The 12,076-nt window shown below is 32.2% G+C and carries 8 protein-coding genes; all 8 read right to left on the bottom strand.

From position 1 onward, the window contains the following. Positions 1–953 precede the first annotated feature (953 nt). Positions 954–4,739, bottom strand: a complete 3,786-nt coding sequence (locus tag DWX74_RS09235; protein ID WP_118549691.1) for a phosphoribosylformylglycinamidine synthase — start codon at positions 4,737–4,739, stop codon at positions 954–956. A gap of 31 nt (positions 4,740–4,770) precedes the next feature. Continuing rightward, positions 4,771–6,021 carry a phosphoribosylamine--glycine ligase gene (gene purD / locus DWX74_RS09230; RefSeq protein ID WP_118549690.1) on the bottom strand — a complete coding sequence of 417 codons (1,251 nt, stop codon included), beginning with the start codon at positions 6,019–6,021 and terminating at the stop codon, positions 4,771–4,773. Positions 6,022–6,040: 19 nt separating this feature from the next. Then, positions 6,041–7,576 (bottom strand): bifunctional phosphoribosylaminoimidazolecarboxamide formyltransferase/IMP cyclohydrolase, encoded by a 1,536-nt coding sequence (gene purH / locus DWX74_RS09225; RefSeq protein ID WP_118549689.1) that lies wholly within the window; start codon positions 7,574–7,576, stop codon positions 6,041–6,043. Further along, a complete protein-coding gene (gene purN / locus DWX74_RS09220; protein WP_006441092.1) occupies positions 7,569–8,165 on the bottom strand; it encodes a phosphoribosylglycinamide formyltransferase in 597 nt (198 codons plus the stop codon). The genes purH and purN overlap by 8 nt, the downstream gene beginning before the upstream one ends. After that, complete coding sequence (gene purM, locus DWX74_RS09215; RefSeq protein ID WP_006441091.1) at positions 8,159–9,235, bottom strand: phosphoribosylformylglycinamidine cyclo-ligase; 1,077 nt, start codon at positions 9,233–9,235, stop codon at positions 8,159–8,161. The genes purN and purM overlap by 7 nt, the downstream gene beginning before the upstream one ends. Before the next feature lie 171 nt (positions 9,236–9,406). Continuing rightward, on the bottom strand, positions 9,407–10,762 hold the full coding sequence (purF, locus tag DWX74_RS09210; RefSeq protein WP_006441090.1) for an amidophosphoribosyltransferase: 1,356 nt from the start codon (positions 10,760–10,762) through the stop codon (positions 9,407–9,409). A 137-nt stretch (positions 10,763–10,899) separates the two neighbouring features. Continuing rightward, positions 10,900–11,373: a 5-(carboxyamino)imidazole ribonucleotide mutase gene (gene purE / locus DWX74_RS09205; RefSeq protein WP_118549688.1), complete on the bottom strand. Its 474-nt coding sequence runs from the start codon at positions 11,371–11,373 to the stop codon at positions 10,900–10,902. Positions 11,374–11,894: 521 nt separating this feature from the next. Further along, on the bottom strand, positions 11,895–12,068 hold the full coding sequence (locus DWX74_RS11120; RefSeq protein ID WP_006441087.1) for a hypothetical protein: 174 nt from the start codon (positions 12,066–12,068) through the stop codon (positions 11,895–11,897). Positions 12,069–12,076: the final 8 nt, after the last annotated feature.

Here is a 12,076-nt window from a genome sequence, read left to right as displayed (position 1 = left end):
GCTCTCGCCATATATCATCTCAACTGTTGTTTCCGAATTTCTTCACATTCATAGAAGTTTATGATTTTATCTTCTATTGTAGTCGTTGAGCTTTAGGAGTTACTGGTTTTAAAGTTGTGTCCTATGTAAATTTCTTTACATACGAGGCTTAGTTAAAATAATCTATAAAGTATTTATATGTTATTGTAGATATTTATAGATTATTTTTAACTGTTAGTTACCCTCCTTATTATTTCCTATATATATATTTATTCTATCGAAATCTATAATATATTATACTACAATTTATATCACATTGTTTCATTTATTTTAAATATTTAACCCTAAAATAAATTTTATTATTTTTTATAATTTTACTTTAGATTAATTGTAAAATGAAATTGAACAAAAAATAAAAATAAGAAACAAGTCAATGAAAATATAAAGAAGCTTGGGCAATATATATATGAAAAACCTATTAAAATAAATAATCGTGAAGAGTTTAGATATTAGAAAATAGATACTGTCATTGGTGAAAAGAATAAGAATGACAATGTTTTATTGACTATAGTAGAGCGTAAAATTAGATATTCTATTATTCTAAAAATAAATGATAAAAAATCATCCTCTTTAATGGATAATATTTATAAGATATATACATATTTTATTTGAATCAGATATACACTCTTTAAATATTTTTGGTTATTTGAATTATAACGTATTCAATTTGTTATTGTAATTTAGATAATTTTACTGTAATAAAAAAGAGGACTGAATCCTCTAGACCTGTGAGCGGGTTGGTCTTTTGAGAATTCAGTCCCTATTTTTACGTTCTTTTTAATTAACAATATGATTTTATATCTACATTGCTCCAACGGTCGGAGCAATGTAGTTTTTTAACTTTCGAATAAACTTTTGTTTTTAATGCATTTAATTTCAATTTTTGAGCGGGTAATTGAAATTTATTACATTTTTTATTTGAAGTAAAGTACTCCTGATTCGAATATTTTCTGATCTTTTTCACCAGATATATTCTTAGTTATGTTTGCACTTAATCTTTCTGAGTGACCCATCTTACCAAATACTCTACCGTCTTTACTTGTTATACCTTCAACTGCGTAGAATGATCCATTTGGATTGTGGTCTATATCATATGTAGCATTTCCGTCGAAGTCTACGTACTGAGTAGCTATCTGTCCGTTTTCTATAAGCTCTTTCATTACTTCTTCACTTGCAACGAATCTACCTTCACCATGTGATATTGGTATACTATGTATATCTCCAACTTCTGTCTGAGCTAACCATGGAGATTTGTTAGAAGCTATTCTAGTGTTAACTATCTTAGCCTGATGACGTCCTATATTATTGTAAGTTAATGTAGGAGCTTCTGCACAAGGTTCTATTATTTCTCCGTATGGAACTAATCCAAGTTTTATAAGAGCCTGGAATCCATTACAGATACCTAACATTAAACCATCTCTTTCATTTAAGAATTCATGAACAGCTTCTTTCATCTTAGGATTTCTGAATACTGTTGCTATGAATTTAGCTGAACCATCTGGTTCATCACCAGCACTGAATCCACCTGGTATCATTATTATCTGTGATTTTTTGATTTCTTCAACCATTGCGTCTATAGATTCTTCTATATCCTGGTAAGATAAGTTTCTAAATACTTTTATAGTTGATTCTGCACCAGCTCTATCAAAAGCTCTTGCTGCATCGTATTCACAGTTTGTTCCAGGGAATGCTGGTATTAATACTTTTGGTTTTACTATGCTTAATGAAGATTTAGCTGGAGCACCAGTTCTTACATAGCTTACATTTTCTATTTTTGAAGTTATTTCAGCTGCTTTTGTTGGGTATATAGATTCTAAAGTATTGCAGTGAGATTTGTATAATCCACATAAGTCTACTTTTTCACCATTGAAGTCTATAGCAGGTTCTGCTGTAGTTTCCCCAAGAACTATACATCTGTATCCTTTTAGAACCGATAAATCATCTTCTGCAAGTTCAAGAAGTATTGTTCCGTAATCAGCTGCAAATAAATCATCAGTGTTTTCATAAGCTTCAACAGCTTCTTCACTGAATTTGAATCCGATATGGTTACCGAATCCCATCTTAGCAACTGCTTCACCAACTCCTGCAAATCCAAGAGCATAACTTGAAAGCACTTTGCCTTCTAATATTAATTCTCTTACTTTTGTAAGGTTTTTCTTTAATTCATCAAAGTCTACTACACCATTGTCTAAAGTAGCTGCTGATATTTTAACTACTTTTGATCCAGCTTTTTTGAATTCTGAAGTAACTACATTTTTAGCATCTACAGTATCTACTGCGAATGATACTAATGTTGGAGGCACGTCTATATCTTTGAATGTTCCTGACATAGAGTCTTTACCACCTATTGCAGGTATTTCAAACTGTTCCTGAGCATAGTATGCACCAAGTAAAGCTGCGAATGGTTTACCCCATCTTTCTGGAGCTTTTCCAAGTCTTTCGAAGTATTCCTGGAAAGTAAGTCTTGTAGTAGCATAGTTTCCTCCAAGTGCAACTAATTTAGCAACAGATTCAACTACTGCATATAATGCACCGTGGTATGGAGACCATTTACCTATTTTAGGGTTGTATCCGTAAGTCATTATTGTAGAAGTATCAGTTTCTCCACCAAGTACTGGTATTTTAGCAACCATACCCTGTTCTGGAGTAGCCTGATATTTACCACCAAATGGCATTACTACTGTATTTCCACCTATACTAGTATCGAATTTTTCAACAAGTCCTTTCTGAGAACAAGTATTTAAATCAGATAATGCTTTGTGGAATTTTTCTTCTATAGTTTTAGCACCTTTAACTATTTCTACATTGTCGAAGAATGTATTTTCTTCGTCAACTTTTTCAACTACTACGTTAGTTTTCTGTTTAGCACCGTTAGTGTCTAAGAAAGCTCTCTTTAAGTCTACTATAGCTTTACCATTCCAGAATAATCTCATGTATCCTGTATCAGTAACTGTAGCAACGTGAGTAGCAGTTAAGTTTTCTTCTTTTGCTAATTCTATGAATCTATCTTTGTTTTCTGCAGCTATTGCAACTGCCATACGTTCCTGAGATTCTGATATTGCAAGTTCAGTACCGTCAAGTCCGTCGTATTTCTTAGGAACTAGGTCTAAGTTTATGTCTAAACTTTCAGCTATTTCACCTATAGCAACACAAACCCCACCTGCACCAAAGTCATTACATCTTTTTATCATCTGAGCAGCTTCTTTATTTCTAAAGAATCTCTGGATTTTTCTTTCGTTAGGTGCATCACCTTTCTGAACTTCTGCTGAACAAGTGTTTATAGATTCTTCACTGTGTTCTTTAGAAGATCCTGTTGCACCACCGCAACCATCTCTACCAGTTTTTCCACCAAGAAGAACTATTATATCTCCCGCCTGTGGTCTTTCTCTAACTACATTTTCTTTTGGAGCTGCTGCTATAACAGCACCTATTTCCATTCTCTTAGCTACGAAGTCTGGATCATAAACTTCTGCTACCTGTCCTGTAGTTAAACCTATCTGGTTTCCGTAAGAACTGTATCCATTTGCAGCTTCTGTAACTATTTTTTTCTGCATTAATTTTCCTGGTAATGTTTCTTCTAAAGGAGTTCTAGGGTCTGCAGCACCAGTTACACGCATTGCCTGGTAAACATAAGATCTTCCTGATAATGGGTCTCTTATTGCTCCACCTAGACAAGTTGCAGCACCACCAAATGGTTCTATTTCTGTTGGATGGTTGTGTGTTTCATTTTTGAACATTACTAAGTATTTTTCTGGTTTTCCATCAATTTCTACGTCTACATTTATAGAACAAGCATTGATTTCTTCACTTTCGTCAAGGTCTGCTAATTTTCCTTCTTTTTTAAGTTTTTTCATAGCTAAAGTAGCTATATCCATTAAGCAAACATCTTTCTTTCTGTCTACATATATTTCTTTTCTAGTGTTCATGTAGTCATCGAAAGTTTCTTTTATAGCGTCTGTGTATTTACCTTCAGCTATTTCAACATTTTCTAATTCAGTCATGAATGTAGTGTGTCTACAGTGATCTGACCAGTAAGTATCTAGTACTTTTATTTCTGTTATAGTTGGGTTTCTGTGTTCATCATCTCTGAAGTAAACCTGAACATGTTTTAAATCTTCTAAAGTCATTGCTAGACCCTGAGATTTTACGAAGTTATTAAGACCTTCTTCATCTAATTCGATGAATCCGTCTAATATTTCTACTTCTGTTGGTTTTTCAGTTACTAGAGCTAATGATTCAGATTTTTCTAGCCCAGCTTCTCTACTATCAACAGGGTTTATTATATACCCTTTGATTTTGTTGAATTCTTCATCTGTTATGTTTCCAGATAGTATGTACTCTTTAGCAGATTTTAATTCAGGTCTCATACCATGATTTAATATCCGTATACACTGAGCAGCCCAATCAGCTCTCTGATCGTACTGTCCTGGAAGATATTCAACTGCGAATACTCTCTCATTTTCATTGCAAGGAACTTCTTCAAAGTAAACAACATCAAGGTTTGGTTCTGAGAATATTGAGTTTGCCGCATTCTGGAAAACTTCATCAGATATACCTTCTACGTCGTATCTGTTTAAAACTCTTAAAGAGTCAACAGATGTGATATGAAGACTTTCTTCAATGTCTTTTTTAAGAGCTCTTGCTTCAAGATCAAAGCCGTTTCTTTTTTCGACTAATACTCTTTTGACGTTTTTATCCATTTCTCTTCCTCCAAATTTTTTTTCGGAAATTTTACAGACCTATATCAGTTCTGTAGTGCATTCCTTCAAAGTTTATTCTTTTTATATTTTCATAAACTTTATCGGCAGCTTCTGCTACAGTTCCTGCTTTAGCAGTTATACCTATAACTCTTCCGCCGTTTGTAACTAATTTACCATCTGACATCTTAGTTCCACTGTGGAATACTACTATTTCATCATCTAATTTGTCAAGACCTGTTATTTCTTTGCCTTTTTCATAGGCTTCTGGATATCCTCCTGAAGTTAGCATAACACATATAGCCTGTTCATCTGTATATTTTATTTCTACTTCAGAAAGTCTGTTATCTATTACAGCATTCATTATTTCACTTAAATCAGTTTCTAATCTGAATAATACTGACTGCGTTTCTGGATCTCCAAATCTAACATTGTATTCAAGTACTTTTATACCTTCTTTAGTTATCATTATTCCAACGAATAAGATTCCTCTGTAATCTAATCCGTCATTCTGGAATCCTTTTAAAGTTTTATCAAGTACATTTACTTTTATGTCGTTTGCTAATTCTTCAGTCCATAATTCACTTGGAGAGAATGTTCCCATACCACCAGTGTTAAGTCCTTTTTCTCCATTATTTACTTTTTTATGGTCTTTAGCACTTTCCATTGGAACTATAGTATTATTATCAACAAATGCTAGTATAGAAGTTTCTATTCCTGTTAAGAATTCTTCTATTACTACTTTGTTACCTGCGTCTCCAAATTTTTTGTCTGCCATCATTTCTTTTAAAGTTATTATAGCATCTTCTCTGTTTTCAGGTATTACAACACCTTTACCAGCTGCAAGACCATCTGCTTTTATAACTACTGGATATCCAAAGCTATCTATTTCTGATATAGCTTCATCTAAATCAGTATATTCTTTGTATTTTGCAGTTGGGATATCATTTCTTATCATGAAATCTTTAGAGAATGCTTTACTTCCTTCAAAAGTAGCGCACTGTTTGTTTGGTCCAAATATTCTTAGACCTTCTTTTTCAAAGGCATCAACTATACCCATTACAAGTGGAACCTCAGGTCCCACTACTGTAAGGTCTATAGCGTTGTCTTTTGCGAATTTTACTAGATTTTCTATATCACTGTCTTTTATATCTACACATTCTGCAGAGTCTGCTATACCTGCATTTCCTGGTGCGCAATATACTTTTTCGACATCTTTTTCATTTTTTAATTTCCAGCATATAGCGTGTTCTCTTCCGCCACCGCCGACAACAAGTATTTTCATAGTTATACTCTCCTTAAGATTAATGTTTGAAGTGTCTTACTCCTGTGAATACCATAGACATATTGAATTTGTCACAAGCTTCTATAGAGTCGTTATCTCTTATTGATCCACCTGGCTGTACTATTGATTTTATACCAAATTCATTAGCTAAAGTTACACAGTCATCGAATGGGAAGAATGCATCTGATGCTAAAGTAGCTCCTGTGAAGTCTTTTTCATCTTTGTTGTTTTCTAATGCATTTTTAAGAGCCCATATTCTTGAAGTCTGACCACAACCTAAAGCAAGAGTCTGACCATCTTTAACAACTGCTATTGCATTTGATTTCATATTTTTAACTATTTTCATACCGAATTTCATATCTTCTAATTCTTCTTCAGTTGGTTCTAATTTAGTAACTGTTTCATATTTGTCAGCTAATTTAGTATCTTTATCCTGGATAAGAAGTTTTCCATCAAGATATTTCATTTCGTATTTCTGTTTGCTATCTTCTATTTTAGCAAGTTTTAATACTCTAAGGTTTTTCTTAGTTTTTAATACTTCTAAAGCTTCATCAGTGAAGTCGTAAGCAACAACTATTTCAAGGAATATTTTGTGTAATTCTTCAGCTGTAGCTTTATCTACTGTAGAAGTTATACCAACTATTCCACCGAATATAGAAGTTTTGTCCGCTTCATAGCATTTAGTATAAGCTTCTAAAGCTGTGTCACCTAAAGCAACACCACATGGGTTAGTATGTTTTATAGCTACTGCAGCTACTTTATCGCTATCTTTGAATTCTCTCATAACTTCTAAGCATCCGTGTAAGTCATTTAAGTTATTGAAAGATAATTCTTTACCGTTTAACTGTTCGTAGTTTAGTATAGGGTTTTTAGCATTTGGCTGAGCGTATAATATACCGTTCTGATGTGGGTTTTCACCGTATCTTAAAGTCTGTTCTTTCTGGAAAGTAAGATTTAAGAATTCTGGGTAATCTTCTCCAACCTGTTCTGCAAAGTAAGTAGATATCATAGCATCATATCTTCCTGTTGTTGAGAAAGCTTTGTATGCTAAGTTTCTTCTTTCTTCTTCTGTTAAATCACCTTTTCTTAATCCTTCTATTACTAAATCGTAGTCTTTTATATCTGTAACTACTATAACGTCTTTGTAGTTTTTAGCAGCAGATCTTATCATTGAAGGTCCACCGATATCTATGTTTTCTATCATTTCTGCATGGCTTTTTCCTGCTTTTAAAGTACCTTCGAAGTCATAAAGGTTAACACATACAAGGTCTATTGAATGTATTCCATGTTCTTTAACTGTTTCTACATGAGATTCTAAATCTCTTCTGTAAAGTATTCCACCGTGTATAAATGGATTTAAAGTTTTTACTCTACCATCTAATATTTCTGGGAATTTAGTAACATCTTCAACCTGCATTACATTTACACCATTTTCTTTTAGTATTTTAAATGTATTACCTGTTGATATTATTTCAAAATCAAGTTCGTTTAATGCTTTTGCAAATTCAACTACTCCTGTTTTATCTGTTACGCTTATTAAAGCTCTCTTACTCATTTATATATACTCTCCTTCCATCAACTCTTACTTTGTCATCACATAAAAGTGCAACACTCTTTTTAAGTATCTGATGTTCTACTTTAAGAACTCTAGCTGCTAGAGTATCTGCATCATCATCCTGTTCTACTTTTACAGATTCCTGCATTATAATTGGACCTTCGTCAGCTCCCTCTGTTACAAAGTGAACTGTAGCTCCAGTTACTTTTGCACCGTAATCAAGAACTCCCTGATGAACTTTCTTTCCGTAGTATCCTTTACCACAGAAAGAAGGTATTAGAGATGGGTGAATATTTATCATTCTGTTTTTGAATTCATTTACAAAATCAGCGCTGATTATTTTTAGATATCCAGCCATAACAACTATATCTATTTCTTTTTCTTTTAATATTTCGATTACTTTCTTTTCATCGTTTTCAAATACTGCTTCTATATTGTGCTTTCTTGCTCTTTCAAGACCGTATGCATTTTCTTTGTTAGAGATTACTACCTTTATCTGACCGTTTATCTCTCCTGCTTCTGTTGCATCTATTATAGACTGAAGATTTGTTCCTCCTCCAGATACTAAAACAGCTATATTCTTTAGCATAATTCTACTCCTTCATGAGTATCAACAACTTCACCTATGATGTATGCATTATCTTCCATAAGGTCAGCGTATTTTTCGTCAACAAAGTTTTTGTTATCACTTGGTCTACCATTTACATAATCAACAACAGCCTGAGCATCTTCTTTGTTTACTATTAAAACAAGACCGATACCCATGTTGAAGCTCTTATGTAATTCTCTCTGTTCAACTGCGTTGAATCCTTCTATCATTTTGAATATTGGTGGTTTTTCCCAAGATTTAGTGTCTATGTTTAGTCCTAATCCTTTTGGTATAACTCTTGTTATGTTTTCTATAACACCACCACCAGTTATATGAGCTATTGCTTTTATATTATGTTTTTCTATTAAGTCTAATGCTAATTTAACGTATATTTTTGTAGGAGTTAGAAGTGCTTCACCTACTGTCATTCCTAGTTCTTCAACATACTGATTCATATCGTATTTGAATTCTTCTAAGAATATTTTTCTTATGAATGAGAATCCGTTTGAATGTATACCACTTGAAGTTATACCTACTAAAACGTCTCCTGCTTTAACATCTTTACCAGTTACAACTTTTGATTTATCTGCTATACCTACAGCAAATCCAGCTAAATCGTAGTCATCTTCTCCGTACATACCTGGCATTTCAGCAGTTTCCCCACCTATTAATGCACATCCTGACATTTTACATCCGTTAGCTACACCATCAACTATTTTTTCTATATGTTCTGGAACTAATTTTCCAAGTGCTATATAGTCAAGGAAGAATAATGGTCTTGCTCCCTGGCATATAAGGTCATTAACACTCATTGCAACTAGGTCTATACCTACAGTGTGATGTATATCCATCATCTGAGCTATTTTTAATTTTGTTCCAACACCGTCAGTAGCTCCCATTATAACTGGATCTTTCATTCCTGAGAATTCAGCTATACTGTAAAGTCCACTGAAGTTACCTAAATCACCTATTACATTGTCATCATATGTTTCTTTTATTTTTCCTTTTATAAGGTCTACTGCTCTATTCCCTTCGTCTATATTTACTCCCGAAGCTTTATATGTTAGCATTTCTACGTTCCTCCTAGATTTTATTATTTTCTAATCAGAATAAATCGTATACTTTGATAAGTTTCAATATCTAATTATTAAAATAATTTTCAACTCAAAAACTTTAGCAAAGTACGATTTTCCTATTATTTACATTATAAACTAAACTTTACTATTTATACAGTAAATTAATTATTTATCTATCTTTCTAACTGGATAATCTCCATCGAAGCAAGAAGTACAGAATGTATTCATTCCTTTAGCTGCTTCTTTCATTCCTTCTATGCTTATGAATTTTAATGTATCACAGCCTATATATTCTCTCATCTCTTCAACAGAATGACTTGCTGCAAGTAAACTTTCTCTTGTAGGAGTGTCTATTCCGTAGTAGCAAGGATATTTTACTGGTGGTGAAGTTATTCTTAAATGAACTTCTTTAGCCCCTGCTTCTTTTAAAGATTTTATTAACTGTTTTGAAGTAGTTCCTCTTACTATAGAGTCATCAACTAATATTATTGATTTACCTTTTATTGCTGGAACTAGTGGATTTAATTTTATTCTAACAGCTATTTCTCTTTCTTCCTGAGTTGGTTTTATAAATGTTCTACCAACGTATCTGTTTTTAACAAGTCCTTCACTTAACTGTAATCCACTTTCATTAGCGTAACCTATTGCACTTGCCCATCCTGAATCTGGAACTGGAACAACACAGTCAGCTTTTACATCTTCATTTTTAGCTAGGTAAGCACCACAGTTTATTCTAAATTCGTATGCATTTAAATCATCAAGTGTTGCATCGTTTCTTGCTATATAAACATGTTCAAATATACAGCTTTTCTTAACTGGTTTGTAAGTATCTGAATAGTTGTAAGATTTTAATTCTCCATCTTTTATAACTATTATTTCACCTGGTTCAACGTCTCTTATAACTTCTCCACCAAGTATTTCTATAGCACTATTTTCTGATGCTATAAGATATTCATTACCTTTTTTACCTAATAGAAGTGATCTAAATCCGTGTGGATCTCTAACTGCAACTAGAGAATCATCACATATTATAGCTAAAGTATAAGAACCTTTTATATAGTCCATAGTAACTTTAACAGCTTCTACTATATCTCCTTTGTAGTATCTAGCTAATATATGAAGTATAACTTCTGCATCAGAATTAGTCTGGAACATGAATCCTTCTTCTTCTAATGTTTCTCTTAAATAATTAGCATTAACTAAACTACCATTGTCAACTATTGCAAGATTTCTATTTCTGCAACTTCCAACAAATGGCTGAGTATTAGCAACATGGTTATGACCAACTGAAGATGATCTAACATGTGCTATACCAAGATTACCTTTGTAATTTTTTAATTCGTCTTCTTTGAATGCATCTCCAACAAGACCTTTTTCTTTTTTGTATACTACTTCTTTTGCTTCTTCATCATATATTGCTATACCACAGCTTTCCTGTCCTCTATGCTGCATAGAATATATTCCGTAGTAAAGCTCTTTTGACACCTGTTTGTCTGAGTAAACACCTAATATACCGCTCATACACTCGCTCCTTTTTATAAAATAATATTTAAAAATTTAAAACTGTCTATTATTAATTTATATTTAAATATGTTTTTAACTCTCTACATAAAATAGGCAGAGAGTCCAAACATTTTTAAAATTCTATTTAACTAAAATTATCTAAAGCTTTCATCGTCTTCAAGAACTTTTTTAGCCATTTCATCTCTATATGCTTTTAACTGTTCTTTTAACTGAGGATATTTTAATGACATCATCTGTATAGCTAGTAACGCAGAGTTTAGACCACCGTCTATTGCAACTGTTGCTACTGGTATACCTTTTGGCATCTGAACTATTGATAATAGTGAATCTAGTCCGTCCATTGTTGATGATTTTATTGGAAGTCCTATTACTGGAATTAAAGTCTGAGCTGCTATAACACCTGGAAGATGTGCTGCTTTTCCTGCTGCTCCTATTATTACATCAGTGTTGTCTTCAAGTTCAGCTAAACATTCTGTTAACTGTACTGGAGTTCTATGAGCTGATAATGCTCTAACTACAACCTCTGCACCGAATTCTTTTAATACTTTTATTCCTTCTTCTACTTTTGGAAAATCTGATTTAGATCCCATAATTACTGCTACTTTCATTATTTTCCCCTCTCCTTCTCAAATCTTTTGTTTTTAGTCAAAAATTCGTACCATTATACGAACTATTATATATAAATATTATATTAATATCCATATTTTATCAATATATTTTTTGTTTTTTTTTGAAATTATTAAATTTTTTTAGGATTTTTTAGCTATATTGTTCGTATTTTTGGTACTTATTCTATTTTTTTGCGGTTTTTATTCGTGTTTTACCCAACTTTTAAAAATTTTGAATTTCTAAAAGAGTTTTTAATTCTATTACTATATTATAAGTATAGTATACATTTATATATTTCCATTTCCATGCTAATAATTCCTTCTTAAATTACATTTTTTGCACAAAAAAATAAAGCATCGAATACCGTCATTTAATGAAGCAGCACTCAACGCTTTGTTACCATTAATTATTTTAAATTCATATTGTTTTAATTCACAATGTGTATTGTATAACGAAATATACATTTTTTAAATAGTTTTTTTATATTTATATATAAAAATTTTATAATCCAATCTTAAAACTAAAATGCCCAAGTTACAAGGACAGCTACACCAATATAAAGTGCAAATAAAATCACTCTTCTCATAGTTTTTGAAAGTTTTAAGTCTTTATCAAATTTATCTACAAGTATATTTGCACCTAGGCATAATATACATATAGCAAAAAATCTTTTTAACAATAGTATAGTACCCATTTTATTTA

Origin of the sequence: Peptoclostridium sp. AF21-18, from assembly GCF_003478825.1 — a bacterium.
In the GTDB taxonomy this organism is placed as follows: Bacteria; Bacillota; Clostridia; order Peptostreptococcales; family Peptostreptococcaceae; genus Peptacetobacter.
This window is presented reverse-complemented; position numbering and strand designations above follow the sequence as displayed.

What these genes read in the sequence shown, in the direction of transcription:
- DWX74_RS09235 (WP_118549691.1), bottom strand. Translation starts at nt 4,739, where the DNA reads ATGGATAAAAACGTCAAAAGAGTATTAGTCGAAAAAAGAAACGGCTTT.
- purD (WP_118549690.1), bottom strand. Translation starts at nt 6,021, where the DNA reads ATGAAAATACTTGTTGTCGGCGGTGGCGGAAGAGAACACGCTATATGC.
- purH (WP_118549689.1), bottom strand. Translation starts at nt 7,576, where the DNA reads ATGAGTAAGAGAGCTTTAATAAGCGTAACAGATAAAACAGGAGTAGTT.
- purN (WP_006441092.1), bottom strand. Translation starts at nt 8,165, where the DNA reads ATGCTAAAGAATATAGCTGTTTTAGTATCTGGAGGAGGAACAAATCTT.
- purM (WP_006441091.1), bottom strand. Translation starts at nt 9,235, where the DNA reads ATGCTAACATATAAAGCTTCGGGAGTAAATATAGACGAAGGGAATAGA.
- purF (WP_006441090.1), bottom strand. Translation starts at nt 10,762, where the DNA reads ATGAGCGGTATATTAGGTGTTTACTCAGACAAACAGGTGTCAAAAGAG.
- purE (WP_118549688.1), bottom strand. Translation starts at nt 11,373, where the DNA reads ATGAAAGTAGCAGTAATTATGGGATCTAAATCAGATTTTCCAAAAGTA.
- DWX74_RS11120 (WP_006441087.1), bottom strand. Translation starts at nt 12,068, where the DNA reads ATGGGTACTATACTATTGTTAAAAAGATTTTTTGCTATATGTATATTA.